General features: G+C 64.1%; 19 protein-coding genes. 11 read left to right on the top strand and 8 right to left on the bottom strand.

All coding sequences use genetic code 11. The features are described 5' to 3' along the window. Window positions 1–207 precede the first annotated feature (207 nt). Entirely contained in the window at window positions 208–4,293 is a 4,086-nt protein-coding gene (gene purL, locus AC3WOG_RS11530; protein ID WP_492578123.1) for a phosphoribosylformylglycinamidine synthase, read from the top strand. A gap of 123 nt (window positions 4,294–4,416) precedes the next feature. On the opposite strand, the gene AC3WOG_RS11525 is transcribed toward purL, so the two are convergent. From AC3WOG_RS11525 to AC3WOG_RS11505, 5 genes are all read right to left on the bottom strand, one after another. Continuing rightward, a complete protein-coding gene (locus AC3WOG_RS11525) occupies window positions 4,417–5,196 on the bottom strand; it encodes a peptidylprolyl isomerase (RefSeq protein ID WP_492578122.1) in 780 nt (259 codons plus the stop codon). An 11-nt stretch (window positions 5,197–5,207) separates the two neighbouring features. Further along, window positions 5,208–5,522, bottom strand: coding sequence for a BolA family protein (locus AC3WOG_RS11520; protein WP_341312209.1), 315 nt, complete (start codon window positions 5,520–5,522; stop codon window positions 5,208–5,210). A 1-nt stretch (window position 5,523) separates the two neighbouring features. Further along, a complete protein-coding gene (locus AC3WOG_RS11515) occupies window positions 5,524–6,054 on the bottom strand; it encodes a septation protein A (RefSeq protein WP_492578121.1) in 531 nt (176 codons plus the stop codon). Between the two features lie 238 nt (window positions 6,055–6,292). Continuing rightward, window positions 6,293–6,715, bottom strand: coding sequence for a peptide-methionine (R)-S-oxide reductase MsrB (gene msrB / locus AC3WOG_RS11510; protein ID WP_341312207.1), 423 nt, complete (start codon window positions 6,713–6,715; stop codon window positions 6,293–6,295). 59 nt (window positions 6,716–6,774) lie between these two features. Continuing rightward, window positions 6,775–8,331, bottom strand: a complete 1,557-nt coding sequence (locus AC3WOG_RS11505) for a protein adenylyltransferase SelO (protein ID WP_492578120.1) — start codon at window positions 8,329–8,331, stop codon at window positions 6,775–6,777. 187 nt (window positions 8,332–8,518) lie between these two features. Between AC3WOG_RS11505 and AC3WOG_RS11500 the strand changes: the two genes are divergently transcribed. From AC3WOG_RS11500 to AC3WOG_RS11490, 3 genes are all read left to right on the top strand, one after another. Further along, entirely contained in the window at window positions 8,519–10,195 is a 1,677-nt protein-coding gene (locus AC3WOG_RS11500) for a 3-(methylthio)propionyl-CoA ligase (protein WP_492578119.1), read from the top strand. A 167-nt stretch (window positions 10,196–10,362) separates the two neighbouring features. Beyond that, window positions 10,363–12,447 carry a 3-hydroxyacyl-CoA dehydrogenase NAD-binding domain-containing protein gene (locus AC3WOG_RS11495; RefSeq protein ID WP_492578118.1) on the top strand — a complete coding sequence of 695 codons (2,085 nt, stop codon included), beginning with the start codon at window positions 10,363–10,365 and terminating at the stop codon, window positions 12,445–12,447. Between the two features lie 350 nt (window positions 12,448–12,797). Then, on the top strand, window positions 12,798–13,976 hold the full coding sequence (locus tag AC3WOG_RS11490; protein WP_492578117.1) for an acetyl-CoA C-acyltransferase: 1,179 nt from the start codon (window positions 12,798–12,800) through the stop codon (window positions 13,974–13,976). A 111-nt stretch (window positions 13,977–14,087) separates the two neighbouring features. Here the strand turns inward: AC3WOG_RS11490 and AC3WOG_RS11485 are convergent, their stop codons facing one another. Next, window positions 14,088–14,591 (bottom strand): LEA/WHy family protein, encoded by a 504-nt coding sequence (locus AC3WOG_RS11485; protein WP_492578116.1) that lies wholly within the window; start codon window positions 14,589–14,591, stop codon window positions 14,088–14,090. 463 nt (window positions 14,592–15,054) lie between these two features. On the opposite strand from AC3WOG_RS11485, the gene AC3WOG_RS11480 reads away from it, so the two are divergent. From AC3WOG_RS11480 to AC3WOG_RS11460, 5 genes are all read left to right on the top strand, one after another. After that, window positions 15,055–15,357 (top strand): Dabb family protein, encoded by a 303-nt coding sequence (locus tag AC3WOG_RS11480; RefSeq protein WP_410833287.1) that lies wholly within the window; start codon window positions 15,055–15,057, stop codon window positions 15,355–15,357. 9 nt (window positions 15,358–15,366) lie between these two features. After that, complete coding sequence (locus AC3WOG_RS11475) at window positions 15,367–15,852, top strand: PaaI family thioesterase (RefSeq protein WP_492578115.1); 486 nt, start codon at window positions 15,367–15,369, stop codon at window positions 15,850–15,852. A 125-nt stretch (window positions 15,853–15,977) separates the two neighbouring features. Next, window positions 15,978–16,976 carry an NADP-dependent oxidoreductase gene (locus tag AC3WOG_RS11470; protein WP_492578114.1) on the top strand — a complete coding sequence of 333 codons (999 nt, stop codon included), beginning with the start codon at window positions 15,978–15,980 and terminating at the stop codon, window positions 16,974–16,976. A 126-nt stretch (window positions 16,977–17,102) separates the two neighbouring features. Beyond that, a complete protein-coding gene (locus AC3WOG_RS11465; RefSeq protein ID WP_492578113.1) occupies window positions 17,103–18,002 on the top strand; it encodes an SDR family oxidoreductase in 900 nt (299 codons plus the stop codon). 66 nt (window positions 18,003–18,068) lie between these two features. Beyond that, window positions 18,069–19,028 carry an alpha/beta hydrolase gene (locus tag AC3WOG_RS11460; RefSeq protein WP_492578112.1) on the top strand — a complete coding sequence of 320 codons (960 nt, stop codon included), beginning with the start codon at window positions 18,069–18,071 and terminating at the stop codon, window positions 19,026–19,028. 20 nt (window positions 19,029–19,048) lie between these two features. Here AC3WOG_RS11460 and AC3WOG_RS11455 read toward each other — a convergent pair whose 3' ends face one another. Continuing rightward, complete coding sequence (locus AC3WOG_RS11455) at window positions 19,049–19,891, bottom strand: NRDE family protein (protein ID WP_492578111.1); 843 nt, start codon at window positions 19,889–19,891, stop codon at window positions 19,049–19,051. 84 nt (window positions 19,892–19,975) lie between these two features. Continuing rightward, window positions 19,976–21,046: a CAF17-like 4Fe-4S cluster assembly/insertion protein YgfZ gene (gene ygfZ / locus AC3WOG_RS11450; protein WP_492578110.1), complete on the bottom strand. Its 1,071-nt coding sequence runs from the start codon at window positions 21,044–21,046 to the stop codon at window positions 19,976–19,978. A 78-nt stretch (window positions 21,047–21,124) separates the two neighbouring features. Here ygfZ and mltG point away from each other — a divergent pair, with 78 nt between their 5' ends. Next, window positions 21,125–22,135 carry an endolytic transglycosylase MltG gene (mltG, locus tag AC3WOG_RS11445; RefSeq protein WP_492579782.1) on the top strand — a complete coding sequence of 337 codons (1,011 nt, stop codon included), beginning with the start codon at window positions 21,125–21,127 and terminating at the stop codon, window positions 22,133–22,135. Continuing rightward, on the top strand, window positions 22,135–22,755 hold the full coding sequence (gene tmk, locus AC3WOG_RS11440; protein ID WP_492579781.1) for a dTMP kinase: 621 nt from the start codon (window positions 22,135–22,137) through the stop codon (window positions 22,753–22,755). Before mltG ends, tmk begins: the two co-directional genes overlap by 1 nt. Window positions 22,756–22,829 lie beyond the last annotated feature (74 nt).

The raw sequence follows: 22,829 nt of genomic DNA, 5'->3' as shown, positions 1-22,829 counted from the left end.
TGACGATCGGCTTCCCCAGCGCGGCCGTACCCGACCTGCGGGGCGACCGCCTCACTAGCCCGGAGACACTGCCGGCACCCCACCAAAGCGGCGCCGCCGAGCCCGCTGGAAGCCCGTTCCCGGGGTATAATCCCGGACTTCCTTTCCGCCTCACGTCGCCTGCATGCGCGACTCATCGGCATCATTGAGCGACGCAACGTCAAGTCCATGGCCCACTTCTCGTGTTTCCCCGGCGCTTCGGCCCTTTCCGATTTCCGTCAAACCCGCCTGCTCGAAACGCTCACGCGCATCGACGCCAACATCACCGGCGTGCGCGGACAGTATCTGCATTTCGTCAATGCCCAGACGCCGCTCTCCGCGGAAGACAACGCGAAGATCGAAGCGCTGATGCACTACGGCGATCCACTCGAAGAAACCAGAGAGCGCGCCACGGCCGAAACCTTCCTCGTGGTGCCGCGCTTCGGCACGGTGTCGCCGTGGGCCAGCAAGGCAACGGATATCGCCCATCTGTGCGGCCTCACGCAGGTGCGCCGCATCGAGCGTGGCGTCGAGTACACGGTCACGCTGAAAAGCGGGCTGCTCGGCGGCAAGAAGGCGCTCTCCGACGAAGCCCGCGCGGCCGTCGCCGCGGCGCTGCACGACCGCATGACCGAAAGCGTCGCGCCGTCGCGTGACCACGCAATGCATCTGTTCGACGAACTGCCGGCCAAGCCGCTGCAAACCGTCGACGTTTTGAGCCACGGCCGCGGCGCGCTGGAAGCGGCGAATACGGAACTGGGCCTCGCGCTTGCCGACGACGAAATCGAATACCTCGTCGACGCATTCACGAAACTCGGCCGCAACCCGACCGACGTCGAACTGATGATGTTCGCGCAGGCCAACAGCGAGCACTGCCGCCATAAGATTTTCAACGCGCAATGGACCATCGACGGCGAGCCGCAAGAGATCTCGCTGTTCAACATGATCCGCAACACCGAGAAGCTGAACCCGCAAGGCACGATCGTCGCGTATTCGGACAACTCGGCGATCATGGCTGGCGGCATCGCCGAGCGCTGGTTCCCGCGCACGCCGGCTGAACTCGGCGAAAACGAGTTGCCCGAGCACTATCGCCGCAATGTCGAACTGACGCACACCTTGATGAAGGTGGAAACGCACAATCACCCGACCGCGATCTCGCCGTTCCCGGGCGCCTCGACCGGCGCGGGCGGCGAAATCCGCGACGAAGGCGCGACCGGCCGCGGCGCGCGTCCGAAGGCGGGTCTGGCGGGCTTCACGGTGTCGAATCTGGAACTGCCGGACGGCGTCGAAGCATGGGAAAACGCCCGCGACGCCGCGCAGCCGCTCGCGCACCGCAACCCGAACGACAAGCACGAAGCATATGGCCGTCCTGATCGCATCGCTTCGCCGCTGCAGATCATGATCGATGGCCCGCTGGGCGGCGCCGCGTTCAACAACGAATTCGGCCGGCCGAATCTGGGCGGCTATTTCCGTACTTATGAGCAGAACGTCGCCGGTCTGGTGCGCGGCTATCACAAGCCGATCATGATCGCCGGCGGCATCGGCAATATTTCGGACCAACACACCCACAAGCACGATCTGCCGGAAGGCTCGCTGCTGATCCAGATCGGCGGCCCGGGCATGCGCATCGGCATGGGCGGCGGCGCGGCCAGCTCGATGGCGACCGGCACCAACACCGCCGAGCTCGACTTCGACTCGGTGCAGCGCGGCAACCCGGAAATCGAGCGGCGCGCACAGGAAGTCATCAACGCGTGCTGGCAACTCGGCGAGAAGAATCCGATCCTGAGCATCCACGACGTCGGCGCGGGCGGTCTGTCGAACGCGTTCCCGGAAGTGGTGGACGGCGCGAGCAAGGGCGCGATTTTCGAACTGCGCAAGATCCAGCTGGAAGAAAGCGGTCTGTCGCCGCGTGAAATCTGGTCGAACGAAGCGCAAGAGCGCTACGTGCTGGCGATTGCGCCAGCCGATCTGCCGGCCTTCGAAGCGATGTGCCAGCGCGAGCGCTGCCCGTTCGCGGTGATCGGCACGGCCACCGCCGAGCGTCAGTTGAAACTGATCGACACCGAACTGAAAGACGACGCCGCGCACCAGCCGGTCGATATGCCGATGGAAGTGCTGCTCGGCAAGGCGCCGCGCATGCATCGCGACGTCAAGCGCGTCGAAACGAAGCTCGAGCCGGTGGATGTCACCGGCATCGCGCTGTCGGAAGTGGCGCTCAGCGTGCTGCGTCATCCCACGGTGGCCAGCAAGTCGTTCCTGATCACGATCGGCGACCGCTCGGTGGGCGGCACGACCGCGCGCGACCAGATGGTCGGCCCCTGGCAAGTGCCGGTCGCCGACGTCGCGATCACCACAATGGACTACGCGGGCTTCCGCGGCGAAGCGATGACGATGGCCGAGCGCACGCCGCTCGCCGTGATCAACGCGCCGGCTTCGGGCCGCATGGCCGTCGGCGAGGCGGTCACCAACATCGCGGCGGCGCCGATCGCGTCGCTCGATAAGCTCAAGCTGTCGGCGAACTGGATGGCCGCCTGCGGCGCACCGGGCGAAGACGCCGCGCTGTTCGACACGGTCAAGGCGATCGGCATGGAATTGTGCCCGGCGCTCGGCATCAGCATTCCGGTCGGCAAGGATTCGCTGTCGATGCGCACCAAATGGGAAGACCGTGGTGTCGCGAAGGAAGTGGTCGCACCGGTCTCGCTGATCATTTCGGCGTTCGCGCCGGTCGAAGACGTGCGCAAGCACCTCACACCGCAACTGCGCCGCGTAAGCGACGCGGGCGACTCCGTGCTGATCGCGATCGACCTCGGCCGCGGCAAGCATCGTCTGGGTGGCAGCATCCTCGCGCAGGTCACGCAGCAGGTCGGCGACACGGTGCCGGACGTCGACGATGCGGAAGATCTGAAACGCTTCTTCACCTCGATCCAGGCGCTCAACAGCGACGGCAAACTGCTCGCTTACCACGACCGCTCTGACGGCGGCCTGTGGGCGACGGTCTGTGAAATGGCGTTTGCGGGTCACGTCGGCGTGTCGCTGAACGTCGACATGCTGGTGCTCGATCTGCATCACGAATCCGATTACGGCGACGCGAAAGACTGGGCCAAGCAGACCAGCGGCCGCCGCGAAGACCGCACGATCCGCGCGCTTTTCACCGAGGAGCTCGGCGCTGTGATCCAGGTGCGCGCGCAGGAGCGCGACGCGGTGCTGGCTGCATTGCGTGAGCATGGTCTGTCGGCATGCTCGCACGTGATCGGCAAGATCAACGAGCGCGACACGATCGAAATCTATCGCGACGCGAAGAAGATCTACGAAGCGCCGCGCACCGAATTGCATCGCGCGTGGAGCGAAGTGAGCTGGCGCATTTCGCGTCTGCGCGACAACCCGGCATGCGCCGACGCCGAATACGACGCGCTGCTCGACGCCGCCGATCCGGGCATCACGCCGGTTCTCAGCTTCGATCCGGCTGAAGACGTCGCCGCACCGTTCGTTCACAATGGCGCGCGTCCGCGTGTCGCGATTCTGCGCGAGCAGGGCGTGAACTCGCACCTCGAAACGGCCTATGCATTCGACCGCGCCGGCTTCGACGCGCACGACGTGCACATGAGCGACCTGTTGTCGGGCCGCGCAACGTTGGCCGATTTCGCCGGTGCGGTGGCGTGCGGCGGCTTCTCATACGGCGATACGCTGGGTGCCGGCGAAGGCTGGGCCAAGGCGATCCGCTTCAACTCGCAACTGGCCGACATGTTCGCCGCCTTCTTCGGCCGCGAAGACACGTTCGCGCTGGGCATCTGCAACGGCTGCCAGATGATGAGCAGCCTCGCGTCGATGATTCCGGGCGCCGAAGCCTGGCCGAAGTTCACGCGCAACAAGTCGGAGAAATTCGAAGCGCGCTTCTCGCAGGTCGAAGTGCAAGCGTCGCCGTCGATCTTCTTCGCCGGCATGGAAGGCTCGCGCATTCCGGTGGCGATCGCGCACGGTGAAGGCTTTGCGGACTTCTCGCAGCAAGGCGATGCGTCGAAGGTCGCGGTGGCGATGCGTTATGTCGATCACCGTGGTCAGGCGACCGAGCAATATCCGTTCAACCCGAACGGCTCGCCGAACGGCATCACGTCGGTGACCACGCCCGATGGCCGCTTCACCGTGCTGATGCCGCACACCGAGCGGGTGCACCGCGCGGTGCAGATGAGCTGGCATCCGGAGGGCTGGGGCGAGGGTAGCAGCGACGGCAGCCCGTGGATGCGCGTGTTCCAGAACGCACGCCGCTGGCTGGGTTGATGCAGGGAAGGCCGCTGCGCTGCATTGCGTGGGGCGGCCTTCGAAGCGAAAGCCGAACCGCAGAAACGAAAAAGCCGCCCTCGGGCGGCTTTTTCGTGCTCAAGCGGCAGGTAAAAGCACCGCTTACTGAATCTTCGCGTTCTTACGCAAACCTTCTTCGAACGCTTGCAGTTTTTCCTGCTGGATCTGCTGCACGATCTGCGGGCGCACTTGCTCGAGTGGCGGCGGTGTGACGTTGCGCACGTCGTCGACGCGGATGATGTGCCAGCCGAATTGCGTATGCACCGGCGTGTCGGTCAGCTGGCCTTTCTGCAGATGCGTGGCCGCGTCCGCGAATTCAGGCACGTAAGCCTTCGGGTCCGACCAGTCCAGGTCGCCGCCGTTCTTGCCCGATCCCGGGTCCTTCGAGAACTGCTTGGCGAGATCCTCGAAGCTTGCGCCGCCCTTGATCTTGGCAATCAGATCCTTGGCTCGCTGTTCGTTGTCGACGAGGATGTGGTGCAGGTGATATTCCTTGCCGCCCGCATCCTTGACCAGTGCGTTGTAACGCGCGGTCACTTCGGCGTCGGTCGGCTGGTTGTTCTTGACGAAGTCTTCGATCAGCGCGCGCAGCACGACGGTTTGTTGTGCGACGGCGATTTGCGCCTTGATGTCCGGACGATTCGGCAGACCGCGGCGCAGTGCTTCCTGCATCAGGATTTCGCGGTTCACCAGTTCTTCGCGCACGGCCATCTGCAGTTGCGGCGTGTTTTGCTGGCCTTGATGAACCAGTTGATCGATTAGCGCATCGGCGCGCGCTTTCGGAATCGGCGTACCGTTCACGACAGCGATGTTCTGTGCGAATGCAGGTGCGGCCGCAAACGCAGCCAGCAATACCCAAAGGCGGGTTTTCTTCAGGGTCATCGAAAATTTTCCTAGCGGGGCAACAAAGCGAATTCTTCGGGCGTATACGCCGTGATTGCAAGGGCGTGAATGCCGCGCTGCATGGCATCGGCCAGCGCATCATACACCATGCGATGCCGCGCCACGCGGGCCTTGCCGGCGAATGCGGCGGCCACGATCGTGACACTGAAATGACCGCCGGCGGACGCGCCGGCGTGGCCCGCATGCTGCGCGCTGTCGTCGGTGATCTGGATCGACGTGACCGGCGCAAGCGCAGCGGTCAGACGCGCTTCGATCAGCGCGGCGCGCTCGGCGGTGGTGGCGTGCATAAACACATCGCTCGTCATGTCATTCTTCCTTCATATACCTGGACAGCCACAAACTCTGTCCGACGATGAACACCACGAGGCACCCCGTCGCGCCGAACAGCTTGAAATTGACCCATTGGTCGGTCGTGTAGTTGTACGCGACGAACAGATTGACGAGCCCGAGCAGCATGAAGAATATCGCCCAGACGATATTCAGCTTGCCCCAGATCGCGTGCGGCAGCGTGATCTGCTTGCCCATCATCGCTTCGATCAGGTTCTTGTTGAACGCCAGCTGAGAGACGATCAGCGCGACCGAGAACGCCCAGTACAACACGGTCGGCTTCCATTTGATGAAGGTGTCGTTGTGCAGCACGAGCGTCGCGCCGCCGAACACGGTGACGACGCCGAGGCTGACCCACAGCATCGGATCGACTTTGCGGTGGCGGAACGCCACCCAGGCGATCTGCACCAGCGTGGCGACGATCGCCACTGCCGTCGCCGTGAAAATGCCCCATACCTTGAAGGTGACGAAGAACAGGATGATCGGGAACAGATCGAACAGGAATTTCATTATCTGGTCGGGGATTCGGAGAGTGAGTCGGACAATGAGAGGCGCTTTGCGAGGCGCCCGTGGTGTGTGTGCCGTATGAACCCGCCGCGGCGGCCCGTGAGCGGCGCTTGCCGTTCGTAGCATGATTGCCGCGCCGGGTCGACCGGTTCGCAAGCCGGATGAAGGGTGTCGCGGCCGGCGGGCGCTTGATGACATACGGGCATACGCCGGCCGGCAACGCACCGAACTCCGCGCTGCGTTACTTGGGCTCGAATTGTAACGCAGCCGAATTGATGCAGTAGCGCAGGCCGGTCGGCGCCGGTCCGTCTTCGAACACGTGGCCCAGATGCGCGCCGCAATTCTTGCACTGCACCTCGATGCGCAGCATGCCGTGCGAGCGGTCGGTTTTCTCGGCGATCACTTCGCCGTTGATCGGCTTGAAGTAGCTCGGCCAGCCGCAACCAGCGTCGAATTTGGTGTCCGATTCGAACAGCGGCGTGCCGCAACACACGCAGTCGTAAATACCGCGGTCCCAGTGGTCGTGGTAGCGGCCGGTGAACGGCCGCTCGGTGGCCGCGTGGCGCGTCACCTGATATTCGATGTCCGACAGTTGCTTGCGCCATTCGGCGTCGTCCTTTTGTACGGCAGGGGCGTCGGTCTTGAGGTCGTCGGGGTTGTTCATGGTCGGGGTTCCTGTCTCGGGCTTGTTTTTGGGGCGTGCTGACGGCTTACGACGGCGCTTCACGAAGAGCAACTGACTTCCAGCGAACTGGCCCAGTCCGGCGGCAGTCCCGCATACGCTTCGTGTTCCGGCTGCTCGTCGAATGGACGGCGCAGCACCGCCGCTAAACGCTCCACTTCGGAGAAATCTTTCTCTTTCGCGCGGCGGATCGCCGTTTCCGCCAGGTGATTGCGAAGTACGAATTTGGGGTTCACACGGTTCATTGCAATGGCGCGCGCGGCGTCGTCGCGTGTTTCTTCGGACAGGCGCGCGCGGTAGTCGTTCACCCACGTGTCAAACGCGGCGCGGTCGAGGAACAGGTCGCGCACCGGCGCGTCGCCGCTCGCGTCGTGCTTCGAAATACGCGCCAGATTGCGGAACGTCAGCGTGAAATCGGCACGGTTTGCGTGCATTACTTCGAACAGGCGATTAACCAGCGCATCGTCGCCTTCGCGCTCGACCTCGAGGCCGAGCTTCGCGCGCATGCGACGCTCCAGCGCCGGTGCGAAGCGCTCCTTGAAGCCGCCGAGCACACGTTGCGCGTCTTCGATCGCCTTCTCGCCGCGTACGCTTTCCTCGTGCTTTTCGCCGAGCAGCGGCAGCAGGCCTTGCGCCAGGCAAAAGAGATTCCAGTACGCGATCTGCGGTTGCATCCGGTACGCGTAACGGCCTTGCGAGTCCGAGTGGTTGCAGATGTAGCCGGCGTCGAAACCGTCCATGAAACCGAACGGGCCGTAGTCGATCGTGAGGCCAAGGATCGACATGTTGTCGGTATTCATCACGCCATGGCAGAAGCCGACTGCCTGCCACTCGACCATCAGATCGGCGCTCGACAACACCGCTTCGTTCAGCAGCGCGAGATACGGATCGTCGGCTTCGCGGCAATGCGGATAGAAACGCTCGATCACGTGATCGGCAAGTGCACGGAGTGCATCGACGCGATCGTTCGAATAGAAGTGTTCGAAGTGCCCGAAGCGCACGAAGCTCGGCGCCACGCGCGTGACGACCGCGGCGGTTTCGATTTCCTCGCGCCGCACCGGCTGGTCGGAGCCGATCACGCACAAAGCGCGGGTGGTCGGAATGCCGAGGTGATGCATCGCTTCGGAGCACAGATATTCGCGAATCGACGAGCGCAGCACCGCGCGGCCGTCGCCCATGCGCGAATAGGGCGTGCGGCCGGCGCCTTTGAGTTGCAGCTCGAAGCGTTGGCCGTCGTGCTCGACTTCGCCGAGACTGAGCGCGCGGCCGTCGCCGAGCTGGCCGGCCCACACGCCGAACTGATGACCCGAATACACCGATGCGTACGGCAGCGCGTGCGCCGGCCACTCGCGCGTGGCGTTGCCGGAGAAGAGTTCGGCGAAACCGGGATCATGCTGGAGCCCGGGCGCTAAACCAAGCAACGCGGCCGCTTCTTCAGAGAAGCCGACCAGGTACGGCGCATTGAGCGGCGCCGCGGGCAGGCGTGTCAGAAACGCGCTGCCGAGCCGCGCAAACGCGCCTTCGGCAGAGGTGGTAAGAGCGTCGGAAAGCGCTGATAAAGGCACGGATAACCCTGCAATGCTTGGGGAAAACGACATATTGAGCGCCTCTGGATTAACCGATATTGTAAGTCCGCGCCCGCGGAGCTGCTGGCAGGTCTTTTGCCCGACGCCTCCCGCGTTCCGGGCGCCTCCCGCCAAAGCCCGCGTGGCTCGTAGTAAAACGCAACCCCGCAACCCCATCGCAACTCCCATTGACGGAAACAAGGCGAGGAGACCTCTCTTTATGACGACGCCGCTGCTTGGCCAGATGATGGACGTGCCGCTCACCGTGTCCTCATTGCTCGCGCATGCCGCGCGGCATTTCGGCGACACTGAGATCGTGTCGCGGCGTATCGAAGGCGACGTGCATCGCTACACCTACCGCGACTGCGAAAAGCGCGCGAAGCAGCTGGCGCAGGCGCTGATCGCACTGGGCGTCGAGCCCGGCGAGCGGGTCGCCACGCTGGCCTGGAACGGCTACCGGCACCTTGAAGCGTATTACGGTGTCACCGGCTTCGGCGCCGTGTGCCATACGATCAATCCGCGCCTCTTTCCCGATCAGATCGCCTACATCGTCAATCATGCGGACGACGCCTACGTACTGTTCGACACCACGTTCGCGCCGCTCGTCGATGCACTGGCTCCGCAATGCCCGAAGGTGCGCGGCTGGATCGCGCTGGCCGACGAAGCGCATCTGCCGAAGATGCAAACGCCGGTGCTCAGCTACGAGACGCTCGTCACCGCGCAGGACGGCAACTACGCATGGCCGCCGCTCGACGAACGCCAGGCGTCGTACCTTTGCTATACGTCCGGCACCACCGGCAATCCAAAGGGCGCGCTGTATTCGCATCGCTCGACCGTGCTGCATGCGCTCGGCGCGTCACTGCCCGACGCGATGAGTCTGTCCGCGCGCGATTCGGTGTTGCCCGTCGTGCCGATGTTCCATGTGAACGCATGGGGCGTTCCGCATGCCGCGCCGCTGACCGGCGCGAAGCTGGTGTTTCCCGGCAAGGATCTCGACGGCAAATCGCTGTACGAACTGATGGAAAACGAACGCGTCACGTATTCGGCCGGCGTGCCGACGGTGTGGCTCGGCTTGCTCAACTACCTGCGCGAAGCAGGTGTGCGTTTCTCGTCGCTGAACCGCACGGTGATCGGCGGCTCCGCGTGTCCGCCGGCGATGCTGCGCGCGTTCCAGGACGAATACGGCGTCGAAGTCATTCATGCATGGGGCATGACCGAAATGTCGCCGCTCGGTACCTTGTCGAAACTGACGTGGGAGCAGAGCCAGCGCTCGCCGGACGAGCAGCGCAAATTGCGCGAAAAGCAGGGCCATGCGATCTACGGCGTCGATATGAAAATCGTCGGCGACGATGGCCGCGACTTGCCGTGGGACGGCGTTGCGTTCGGCGATCTGCACGTGCGCGGCCCGTGGGTGATTGACCGGTATTTCCGCAAGGACGATTCGCCGCTGGTGGACGGCTGGTTCCCGACAGGCGACGTCGCCACCATCGACCGCGACAGTTTCCTGCACATCACGGATCGCTCGAAAGACGTGATCAAGTCGGGCGGCGAGTGGATCAGCTCGATCGATATCGAGAACGTCGCGATCGCGCATCCGGCGGTGGCCGAAGCGGCGTGCATCGCCTGCGCGCATCCGAAATGGACCGAGCGGCCGCTGCTGGTGGTCGTCAAGCGGCCGGGCTTCGACGTGACGCGCGAAGAACTGCTCGCGTTCTACGACGGCAAGGTCGCCAAATGGTGGATTCCCGATGACGTCGCGTTCGTCGACGAACTGCCGCACACGGCCACCGGCAAGCTGCAAAAACTCAAGCTGCGCGACACCTTCCGCGATCACGTGCTGCCGTCCGCACTCGAAGACGAAAAAAACTGTCCCGTTGCCAGGGGAAACCCCGTCTAACGATAAATTGAACGAGCGTGCTTTTTTGTGTATTCTGCCTGCTGACCCCGGGAAAGTCGGAGAATGAGTCGGCGTACGAGTCGGCTCGCGAATCGATTCACTCTCCGGCTCGGTGAATTGGGACGGGCGGCGCGTCATGTGCCGCCTCATCGCATGGAGACAGGCAGATGGCAGTGGACTACACAACCCATGACGGCGTGGCCGTCATCACGCTGAACAATCCCCCCGTGAACGGGCTCGGTCTGTCGACGCGAGCCGGTATCGTCGAAGGCATCGAGCGCGCGCAGAACGATCCGGCCATCAGGGCGATCGTGCTGACGGGTGCGGGCAAGGCCTTCTCGGGCGGCGCCGACATCACCGAATTCAATACGCCTAAAGCCACTCAGGAGCCGACGCTCGCCACGGTCATCAAGGCCGTCGAAGGCAGCGCGAAGCCGGTGGTCGCGGCGATTCACAGCGTCGCGATGGGCGGCGGCCTGGAACTGGCGCTCGGCGCGCATTACCGGATCGCCGCACCCGGCGCGCAGATCGCGCTGCCGGAAGTGAAGCTCGGCATCCTGCCGGGTGCGGGCGGCACGCAGCGTCTGCCGCGCGCAATCGGCCTCGAAGCCGCGCTCAACATGATCGTCTCCGGTGCGCCGGCGATGTCGGAGAAGCTGGCCGACTTGGGCCTGTTCGACGAAGTCGTCGAAGGCGATCTGGCCGAAGCCGCGCTCGCGTTTGCCCGCAAGGTCGGCGCGAAGGAGGGCCCGCATCCCAAGGTGCGCGACCGCAAGATCGAGCACCCGAATGCCGCAGGTTTTATCCAGTTCGCGCGCAATAGTGTCGCGGCGATTGCGAAGAATTTCCCGGCGCCGCACAAGTGCATCGACGCGGTCGAAGCGGGCGTCCAGAACGGTTTCGACAAGGGCCTCGCGTTCGAACGCGAATGCTTTATCGCGCTCGTGCAGACCCCGGAAAGTCACGCGTTGCGTCACGCGTTTTTCGGCGAACGCGCGGCGAGCAAGATTCCCGATGTGCCATCCGATACGCCGGTGCGCGACATCAAACAGGTGGCTGTGATCGGCGCCGGCACGATGGGTGGCGGCATCGCGATGAACTTCATCAACGCGGGCATTCCGGTCACGCTGCTCGAAACGAAACAGGAAGCGCTCGATCGCGGCCTCGCGACGATCCGCAAGAACTACGAAGCCACCGTCAAGAAGGGCAAGCTCAAGCCCGAAGCGCTCGAACAGCGCATGGTATTGATCACGCCGACGCTTTCTTACGACGACCTCAAGAACGCCGATCTGATCGTCGAAGCCGTGTTCGAAGAACTCGGCGTGAAAGAGCAGGTGTTCAAGCGCCTCGACGAAGCGGCGAAGTCCGGCGCGATCCTCGCATCGAACACGTCGACTTTGGACGTCGACAAGATCGCCGCGTATACGTTGCGTCCGCAAGACGTGGTCGGCATGCATTTCTTCAGCCCGGCCAACGTGATGAAGCTGCTCGAAGTCGTGCGCGGCAAGGAAACGGCGAAGGACGTGCTCGCCACCGTCATGCAACTGGCGAAGAAGATCAGGAAGACCGCGGTGGTGTCGGGCGTGTGCGACGGCTTTATCGGCAACCGGATGATCGAGCAGTACATCCGTCAGGCGCTCTTCATGCTCGAAGAAGGCGCGCTGCCCGCGCAAGTGGATAAAGCGATCGAGAAGTTCGGCTTCGCGATGGGTCCGTTCCGCATGAGCGATCTGGCCGGTAACGACATCGGCTGGGCGATCCGCAAGCGCCGCTATCAGGAACATCCGGACATGCATTACTCGAAGATCGCCGACCGTCTGTGCGAGACGGGGCGCTTCGGGCAGAAGACCGGCGGCGGCTGGTACGACTACAACGCGGGCGACCGCACAGCGTATCCGTCGAAAGTGGTCGACGAGATGATCACGGCGTTTTCGAAGGAAAGCAACGCCGGGCGCCGCAAGATCAGCGACGAGGAAATCGTCGAACGGCTGGTGTTCGCGCTGGTGAACGAAGGCGCGAAGATTCTCGAAGAAGGCATCGCGTCGAAGGCGTCGGACATCGACATGGTCTATCTGACCGGCTACGGCTTCCCGCTCTATCGCGGCGGCCCGATGCTGTACGCGGATACGGTCGGCCTCTACAACGTCGAGCGCGCGATTCGCCGCTACGCGTCGCAGCCGAACGGCGATGCGTGGCAGCTCGCGCCGAGCATCGCGGCGTTGGCGGCGAAGGGCCGTGGGTTTAACGGCTGAACCGCCGCTCGACTGAAAATGAGTGAAATGAGTGAAGTGGCGCGGCTGAGCAATCCGCCGGCGCGCCACCATCGACATCTGGAAGTACCCGCCAACTTGTATGGGACCCGAGTAAGCGCTAAAGCGCCAACTCTGGTCGACAGCTTTGCATGGGACCAGAGTAAGCGCTAAAGCGCCAACTCTGGTCGACAGCTTTGCATGGGACCCGAGTAAGCGCTAAAGCGCCAACTCTGGTCGACAGCTTTGCATGGGACCAGAGTAAGCGCTAAAGCGCCGACTCTGGTCGACAGCTTTGCATGGGACCAGAGTAAGCGCTAAAGCGCCAACTCTGGTCGACACAGGAGACTTGCATGACTGACGCCGTAATCGTATCGACCGCCCGCACGGGTCTCGCCAAATCATGGCGCGGCGGTTTCAACATGACGCACGGCGCAACGCTCGGCGGACATGTGACGCAAGCCGCCGTCGAGCGCGCGAAGCTCGACCCGGCCCGCGTCGAGGACGTGATCATGGGCTGCGCGAATCCGGAAGGCGCGACGGGCATGAACATCGCGCGCCAGATCGCACTGCGCGCCGGTTTGCCGGTCAGCGTGCCGGGCATGACGGTGAATCGTTTCTGCTCGTCCGGTTTGCAAACAATCGCGCTGGCCGCACAACGCGTGATCGCCGGTGAAGGCGACGTATTCGTCGCGGGCGGCGTGGAGTCGATCTCGTGCGTGCAGAACGAGATGAACCGCCACATGATGACCGAAGGCTGGCTCAGCAAGAACAAGCCGGAAATCTACTGGTCGATGTTGCAGACGGCCGAGAACGTCGCGAAGCGCTACTCGATCTCGAAGGAGCGTCAGGACGAATACGGCGTGCGCTCGCAGCAGCGCGCCGCGGCCGCGCTCGAAGCCGGCAGGTTCAAGGACGAGATCGTGCCGCTGACGGTGCTCGCCGGGGTCGCCGACAAAGCCAGCGGGCGCCTCTTCACGAAGGAAGTGACGGTCAGCGCCGACGAAGGCATCCGCGCCGACACGACGCTCGAAGGCGTGGCGAAGATTCGCACCGCGATGCCGGGCGGCGTGATTACCGCGGGCAATGCGAGCCAGTTCTCGGACGGCGCGTCGGCTTGCGTCGTGATGAACGCGCAGGTTGCCGAACGCGAAGGCTTGCGGCCGCTCGGCATTTTCCGTGGCTTCGCGGTGGCCGGTTGCGAACCGGACGAGATGGGTATCGGCCCGGTGTTCGCGGTGCCGAAGCTGCTCAGGCAAGCCGGCCTGAAGGTCGAGGACATCGACCTGTGGGAGCTGAACGAAGCGTTCGCGGTGCAGGTGCTGTATTGCGCGGACAAGCTCGGTATTCCGCACGACCGTCTGAACGTGAACGGCGGCGCGATTGCGGTGGGCCATCCGTATGGCGTGTCGGGCGCGCGCTTGACCGGCCATGCGCTGATCGAAGGCAAGCGGCGCGGCGCGAAGCTGGTCGTCGTGACGATGTGTATCGGCGGCGGGCAGGGCGCGGCAGGCTTGTTCGAAGTGGTTTGATCCGGCTTGTGATGCGGTGAAAAGCGGGTGTCGTGTGGTTCGGTGCGAGTCGAGGTACAGGCATTGAATTCGCGCCACCCGTTTTTTATCTGCGAGCGTGGATCGTCTGAATCAAGGCAAAGCCGTACCGGGCGCCGGCAGGCTCAGCGTACCCTGGTCGACAAAACGCGTGCCGCCTGTAAAGCCACCTGCAAGCCGGCCGCGCAGGATGTACGGAATCTGCCCGGATTGCGCGGCGCCGGCGAACGCGAAGGCCTGGCGAACGGCCGCGAAGGCGGGCACCGTCAGCGGCACGTCGACCACGGTTTCGCCGAAGCGCGGCACGGTGCCGCTCTGATCGCTGACGCCGCTCGCGAACTGCTTGCCGTTCAGTTCGAGGTCGAGCGAGACGCCGTCATAGGTGACGGCGGATTCGTTGGGATTCTGGACGCGCAGCTTGACGTTAAAGCGCATCTCGAGGCCCTGGCTGTCGATCGGCTCGATGCCTGCCACGTTCACGCGCAGCGGATCGCCGCTGAACAGACCCGCGCAGCCGTTGAGCGTCAGCGTGACGAAGGCGATGATCGGGGCCAGCCGGGTGGTCCGGCCGGACGGCAGCGCGCGAAAGAAGGACATGACCGGCACCTCGAAGGAAGCGGGTTGGATCATGCATTGTACCGGCCGGTTTTGCGGCCGAAGAGCAGGGTTAAGCCGGGCTGCGCAGCAGGATTCTGACAAGGCTGGACAGATGGCGGCTTGACGGATGAAGCCGTTGTTTTCGAACGCGGGGCGCTTCGATCATTTCATCCGCTTGAGTTGTCCGGGCGCGGACCTCGATCCGGCTGACGAAGCAGTGCGGCTGCCAGGGCGTTTGCCGGCACGGATGGTGGCGCATGCAAGGTGATCTGATCGACTAGCGAGCGCGGCGCCCGCGCATAGGCAAACGCCATACCGGTTATCATTTCCTACTGCGCGCGCGCAGCATTCGGCGCACGTTTGAGCAGTGCAAAAACCTGCGGACTTTCGCGCGACACGTAAAAAACGTCGAGCGCTGACGCAAAGTCCCAGCCCAACGAATTGAATCGAAGAAGGTGACCCCGTGATCCGTCATATCGTAATGTGGAAGCTCAAAGAAACCGCAGAGGGCGCAACCCGCGCGGAAAACGCACTGAAGCTGAAAGAAAAGCTCGAAGGCTGCCGCGACATCGTGCCGGGCATTCTGAAGCTCGAAGTCGGCATCGCCCAGCCGGGCCTCGAATCGACCTACGACATCGTGCTGGTCTCCGACTTCACCGACAAAGCCGCGCTCGACGCGTATCAGGTTCATCCGACGCACGAAGCGCTCAAAGGCTTCGTCGGCGCCGTGCGTGAAGCGCGTCAGTGTGTCGATTACGAAATCTGACGCAGCGCAATGAACGATTCGCCCTCATCTAAAGCGAGCAGCGCGGCGCTGCCCGAGAGCCCGTTCGTCGACCGGCTCGGCGCGCAGCTCGTGTCGGCTGCCGACGGCGTCAGCGAAGTCGTGCTGCCACTCGAGCCGGATCACATGAACACGTGGAACGTCGCGCACGGCGGCGTCACGATGACGCTGGCCGACGTCGCGCTCGCCATGGCCGCGCGCAGTCTGGCCGGCGACGGCGTCGGCGTGGTCACCGTCGAGATGAAGGTCAACTTCATGCAGCCGGGCCGCGGCGAGTTGCGCGCCACCGGCCGCGTGTTGCACCGCTCCACCACGATGGCCTATTGCGAAGGCGAGATCCGCGATAGCGAAGGCCATTTCGTCGCCAAAGCGCTCGGCACCTTCAAATACATGCGGCGCCTCGCCGTGGGCCGCGACGTGACGCAACAGCGTCTGCGCAGCGACCCGTCCGCCAAACCCGGCCCAAGCGACGGCTGATTTCCCGTAGACGGCGCACGTGTCGAGAGCCGCGCGAGCCGTCCTTGCCTTCGCAGACACTGTTCGCATCATCCGCAGTTCGCATCATCCGCTGTTCACAACATCGACACATGGAGACGATCGTCATGCCCCAGATCAACCGTCAACTCGTGCTGGCTTCGCGTCCGCAAGGCGCTGTTATGCCCGACAACTTCAAGCTGGTCGAAACGCCGCTCGCACCGCTCGCCGATGGCGAATTCCGCGTGCGCAATCATTACCTCTCGCTCGATCCGTACATGCGTGGCCGGATGAACGACAGCAAGTCGTACGCGGCGCCGCAGCCGCTGAACGAAGTGATGATCGGCGGGACGGTGGGCGAAGTGGTCGAGTCAAAAAATCCGACGTTCGCGGTGGGCGACAAGGTCGTCGCGATGTTCGGCTGGCAGGAGTACGGCACCTCGAATGGGGCGGGCGTGCAGAAAGTCGACGACACGCACGTGCCGCTGTCGGCGTATCTCGGTCCGGTCGGCATGCCTGGCGTCACCGCCTGGTATGGCCTGAACCGGATCATCGCGCCGAAGGCAGGCGAGACGGTGGTGGTCAGCGCGGCGAGCGGCGCCGTGGGCAGCGTGGTCGGGCAACTGGCGAAGCTGGCCGGCGCGCGCGCGGTCGGCATTGCGGGCGGCGCGGACAAGTGCCGCTATGTGGTCGAGACGCTCGGCTTCGATGCCTGCGTCGATTACAAGGCCGGCAATCTGTATCAGGACCTGAAAGCGGTCACGCCGAATGGCGTCGACGGCTACTTCGAGAACGTCGGCGGCGAAGTGCTCGACGTGACGCTTGCGCGCATGAACGCGTTCGGTCGCATCGCGCTGTGCGGGTTCATCGCGGGTTACGACGGCCAGCCGATGCCGCTCAAGCATCCGTCGCTGATGCTCACGCAGCGTTTGCTGGTGCGAGGGTTCATCGTCAGCGAGCATATGGAAGTGTGGCCCGAAGCGCTCACGCAACTCGGCACGCTGGTCGCGCAGAAGAAGCTGCACTACCGCGAGACCATCGCGCAAGGGCTCGACCAGGCGCCTGAGGCGTTCATCGGTCTGCTGAAGGGTAAGAACTTCGGCAAGCAGCTCGTCAAGCTGATCTGAGTGATCTGCGTCCGGCTGAAATAAACGGCCGAAATAAACGGCCGAAATAAACGGCCGAAATAAACGGCCGAAATAAACGGCCGAAAAAAAACGGCTGAAAAAACCGCTCAACCCAGGAGATACACGATGTTCGAATTCGAAGGCAAGGTGGCGGTGATCACCGGCGCGGCCAGCGGCTTCGGCCGTGCGTTCGCGGAGAAGGGCGCGTCGCTCGGCATGAAGCTCGTGCTGGCCGACGTCGATCCCGGCGCGCTCGCGCAAACCGTCGACGCGTTGCGCGCCGGCGGCGCGCAAGTGCTCGGCGTGCCCACCGACGTGTCCAACGCCGCCCAGGTCGAAGCGCTCGCGCAAGCGGCGCTCGACGCCTTCGGCAAGGTTCATCTGCTCTTCAACAATGCAGGCGTGGGCTCGGGCGGCTTCCTGTGGGAAAGCTCGGCGAACGACTGGGCCTGGGTGTTCGGCGTCAACGTGATGGGCGTCGCGCACGGCGTGCGCGTCTTCACGCCGATCATGCTGCGGCAGAACGAGCCGGCGCATATCGTCAATACGGCGTCGGTGGCCGGCTTGTTGTCGCCGCCCGCGATGGGCATTTACAACGCGTCGAAACATGCCGTGGTGTCGCTGACGGAGACGCTCTATCACGACCTGCAACTGGCACAAGCGGCAAAATCGGCACAAGCGGCGGCGGGCGGCGAGGTCGGCTGTTCGCTGCTGTGTCCGGCCTTCGTGCCGACCGGCATCGCGCATGCGGAACGCGCGCGGCCCGAGGCGCTGCGCAACGGCACCGCGCCGACGCGCTCGCAAATCGCCGCCGGCAAGCAACTGCAACGTGCGGTGCAATCGGGCAAGCTGACGGCGGCCGACGTCGCCGCGCTCACGTTCGAGGCGATCAAGACGCGGCGTTTCTACATCGTCACGCATCCGGGCATCATGGAGACGGTGAAGCTGCGTCACGAGGACATCGAACAGCAGCGCAATCCCATCGATCCGCTGTCGCTGAAGCCCGAGGTGAAATGCGCAAGCTAGGCGCTCATGGCATCATACGGCGCTCTTCCCGCTAAACCTCGGCGCACCCGCGCCGCCTGACGCACAATGCCGCTGAATCCGAAGCTCGAGCAGGTGCTCGACATGATCGCGCGCGCCAAGCGCCCGCAGTATCACGAACTGACCGCACAACAGGCACGCGCCGCCTACGAAAAAAGCGCGCCGATCCTGGAGATCGCGAGCACGCCGATGTTCGCGCTCGAAGACCTGCAAGTGCCGATGCGCGACGGCGCGACGATTCGCGCGCGCCTTTATCACCCTGTCGAGCCGAGTTGGGCCGAGCCTGCGCCGGCGCTGGTCTATTTTCACGGTGGCGGCTTCACGGTCGGCAGCGTCGATACGCACGATGCGCTGTGCCGGATGTTCGCGCGCGACGGTCGCTGCGCGGTGCTGTCGGTCGATTACCGGCTCGCGCCGGAATACAAATTCCCCACTGCGGTTGACGACGCCTTCGATGCACTGACCTGGCTGCACGCGCACGCCGCGGCATACGGTGTGGATGCCGGGCGGCTGGCAGTCGGCGGCGATAGCGCGGGTGGCACGCTGGCAACAGTCTGCGCGGTGCTCGCGCGCGACGCCGGCATCGAGCTTGCGCTGCAATTGCTGATCTATCCAGGTACGACCGCTTATCAGCAAACCGATTCGCACTCGCGCCTCGCCGACGGCTTCCTGCTGTCGGGCAACACGATCCAATGGTTCTTCGAGCAATACGTGCGCAACACCAATGATCGCGACGACTGGCGTTTCGCGCCGCTCGACGGCAAGCGCGGCGCGCCCGATTTCGGCGGCCTCGCCCCGGCATGGATCGCGACCGCCGAATACGATCCTTTAAGCGACGAAGGCGATGCATACGCGGAGAAACTGCGCGCGGCGGGCAACGAGGTGACGCTCAAACGCTATCCGGGCATGATCCACGAGTTCTTCAAGATGGGCGGCTTCGTGCCCGACGTCGCGCAGGCGCATGCGGATGCCGCGGCGGCATTGCGCGCGGCATTCGGCGTCGACTAATTTCCCTTAAGCGTCAGGCTTCAGGCGATCGCGCGTTCGACATTAAAGGCGAAGCTGCGCTCGAAGTCGCCGGGCCGCGCGATCCGGTGCGAGCCGTTGTCGTCGCTGCGTTCGGCGACCGCTACGCTGACCACGTCGCCATGCGCGACCACCCGCAACGCGGTGGTGCCGCGCGTGCCGTACTCCGGCGTTTCGATAAACGCCGCCGACAGCGCCCGTTCGCGTTCGAGCGGAATGCCGGTGGCCGGCAACTCGTCGTCGCGGGCGAGGCGCGGGTCGCGCATCAGATCGATCAGGCGTTCGAGCGGCGGCATCGGATCGCGCGCGAGCAGGGCGCCCAATTCCGCGCGTTTGTTGACCAGCTTCGGCCACGCGGTATCGAGCACCGCGTTCGAGATGCCGTGCGTGCCGGGCGCAAGCAGCATTGGCGCGATATCCGAGCGGTTGCAATACCAGCCGAGTTCGCGGCGGGTCCAGTCGCCGATCAGCAGGTTGAAGCCGTTGTAGATGTCGCCGGTTTGCGCGACGTGTTGCAGATACTCGAGCGGGGTGGCGTGCGTTCCGCTGATTCCGTTGGTCGGGCCGCTGAGCCAGGCGCTGACGAGTGTGCCGCGAGTCGGCGCATCGGCGCGCATTTCGTGTGGCGCGCGGTAGTTGGTCAGCGCGGCGAAACGGCCGTCGCGCGACATCCCCAGCCAGGTGCCGCCGCCCACCAGATCGCGGCCGGCCAGCACGGTCGGCGCGTCATGCCACCAGTTGATCGGCTCGGCCGTGCGGCGAAAGAATTCGTCGCGGTTCGCGGCGAGCGTGAAGAGCGGGCCGTCGGCCGCGTCAGGTCGCCAGTCGAAGACGATCAGGCACATCGGGTGGGGTCTCCCGGTGGGGATGGAATGGCGTGCAAACGTGGACTGAAGCGGCGCGAAGTCGCGCCGCTTCAGTCCAGCGGATCAAACCTCAGTCGGCAAGCCATACGGCAACGCGAGGAACCGCAACCCCGGGCCGTCGGCCGCGCCCAGATGCACTGAGCCATTTTCCAGCGCCGCGAGCTTGATCTCCACCAGCACATCGACGCCGCCTTCCGGCGCCGACGCCGCGTTCACCACCATGCCGCACGGCTGGCCCGGATCGTCCGAGTGGAACAGTTCCGCGCCTGCCTTGACCGTGTCCAGTTCGCCCGCCACATTCGCGAGCGATGTGCGCCGCTTGATCGTGCCGCGATACTGGCTGCGCGCGACCACTTCTTGGCCCGGATAGCAGCCTTTGCGGAAATTCACCGCGCCGAGTACGTCGAAATTGACCATTTGCGGCACGAACTGCTCGACCACCGGCTGCGTGATGCGCGGTTCGCCCGCGCGAATGTCGAGCCAATCCCACACCGCCGGCGATACACGCTTGAGCTTGCCATCGAGCAAGGGCAGGCGCGCCTCGATCTCGGCCTTCGGCCCGATCCACAGATAACGCAGCCGGTCGAGCGCATCGGGCACGCGAATCAGCGAACCCGCCGCGCCGTCCACCTGCACATGCACGCCGTCCGGCAGCGCGTCGAATACGGTGGAGAGCGCGCGGCGCACGTCGCCCGCGAGGCCGACCACCGCCAGTTCGCCGCTCGCATCCACGAGTTTGGCCTTGGCGCGCAGCACGAACATCGACAGCCGTTTCTGCACTGCGGCCTGCACGTCTTTAGACACCAGCAGGCGGATCGTCTCGCCGCTGCGCCACGTCAGGAACGACGCCAGCAGACGGCCCTTGGCCGAGCAGTAGCCGGCGAGGCGCGCATTGGCGGCATCGAGATGCTGGGTGTCGTTGGTGAGCTGGCTGTGCAGAAAGCTCGCCGCATCGTCGCCGGTGGCGTCGATCACGCCGAACTGCGTGAGCGGCATGTAGGCGCCTTGTTGCGTCACGGCGTCGAATTCATCGGATGCCGGGCGCGGCAGCACAGGGAGCCCGGCAGGTGAAGAAGGTGCCGTGGCAACAGTGCCCGAGGTGGTGCCTGAAGCGGTAGCGAGCGGTGTGTTCATGGATTCGGAGAACAGTCAATTCTGACTTTAGCTAAGGCAAGCAAGTATTATATGGGCTTCACCCCAGCCACGTTTCGCATGTCCCTCCTGAAGAAATGTCTCGTCGCCGGCTCAATCGTCGTTGTGCTGGCCGCCGTCGCCATTGCCGGCGGATATCACTGGGCCAACAGCCCGCTCGATTTGACCCCCGCGCAACTCGACGTCACCGTCAAACCGCATAGCAGCCTGCGCAGCGTCACGGCGCAACTCAACCGCGGCGGCGTGCCGGTCGAGCCGGAACTGTTCGTCATGATGACGCGTCTGCTCGGGCTGCAGAGCGAGCTGAAATCCGGCAATTACGAGTTCAAGACGGGCGTGACGCCCTATGAAGTGCTGCAAAAAATCGCCCGCGGCGACGTCAACGAATACGTCGCGACGATTATCGAAGGCTGGACCTTCAAGCGCATGCGCGCCGAACTGGACGCCAATCCCGCGCTCACGCACGACACGGCCGGCATGAGCGACGCCGATCTGATGAACGCGATCGGCGCGCCGGAAGCGTCGATCGGCAACGGCGAGGGGCTGTTTTTTCCGGACACGTATCTGTTCGACAAGAACACCAGCGATCTCGACGTGTACCGCCGCGCTTATCGCCTGATGCGCCTGCGTCTGGACGAAGCATGGACCGCGCGCGCGGCCAATCTGCCGTACAGGACGCCGTACGATGCGTTGACGATGGCGTCGATCATCGAAAAAGAAACCGGCAACAAGTTGGACCGGCCGATGGTCGCGGCGGTGTTCGCGAACCGTCTGCGGGTGGGCATGCCGCTGCAAACCGATCCGACCGTGATCTACGGGATGGGCGAGAGCTACACCGGTCGCATCAGGAAGAAAGACCTGCAGACCGACACTCCTTACAATACCTACACCCGGATGGGTCTGCCGCCGACGCCCATCTCGCTGCCCGGTGTCGCGTCGCTGCAAGCGGCGCTGAACCCGGCGCAAACCACCGCGCTGTACTTCGTATCGCGCGGCGACGGCAGCAGTATCTTTTCCGACACCCTCGGCGATCACAACAAGGCCGTGGACAAATACATTCGAGGGCAATGATGGCGCGGGGCAAATTCATCACGTTTGAGGGCATCGACGGTGCCGGCAAGACTACCCATCTTGCCTGGTTTCGCGAGCGCCTCGAGCAGAAAGTCGCGGCCGGCGGCCGCTCGGTCGTCATGACGCGCGAACCGGGCGGCACGCCGCTCGGCGAGCAGATCCGCGAAATCGTGCTGCATCAGAAGATGGACCTCGAAACCGAGGCCTTGCTGATGTTCGCGCTGCGCCGCCAGCATCTGGCAGATGTGATCGAGCCGGCCTTGGCGCGCGGCGACTGGGTGCTGTCCGACCGTTTCACCGACGCGACCTTCGCCTATCAGGGCGGCGGCCGTGGCCTGCCGCGCGACAAGCTCGAAACGCTGGAGCGGTGGGTGCAGGGCGGCTTTCAGCCGGATCTGACCGTGTTGTTCGACTTGCCGCCCGAGATCGCCAGCGAGCGGCGCAGCGCGGCGCGCGACCCGGATCGCTTCGAGAGCGAATCGGAGGCGTTTTTCAATCGCACCCGCACTGAATATCTGCGCCGCGCGGAAGAGGCGCCGTACCGGTTCGCTATCATTGATTCTTCTCTGAGCATCGCGCGAATTCAGAAACAGCTTGAAGAATTGATTATAAGTCTTTGATTTTAAATTAATATAATTTCACATTATAACGGCGCAAGTCATTCATGTAATGTCTCGTCAAGCACCGTCAACCG

It is taken from the genome of Paraburkholderia sp. FW306-02-B (assembly GCF_058782725.1).
Note: the sequence above shows the minus strand (reverse complement) of the source record. Positions and strands in the feature narration are given on the sequence as shown.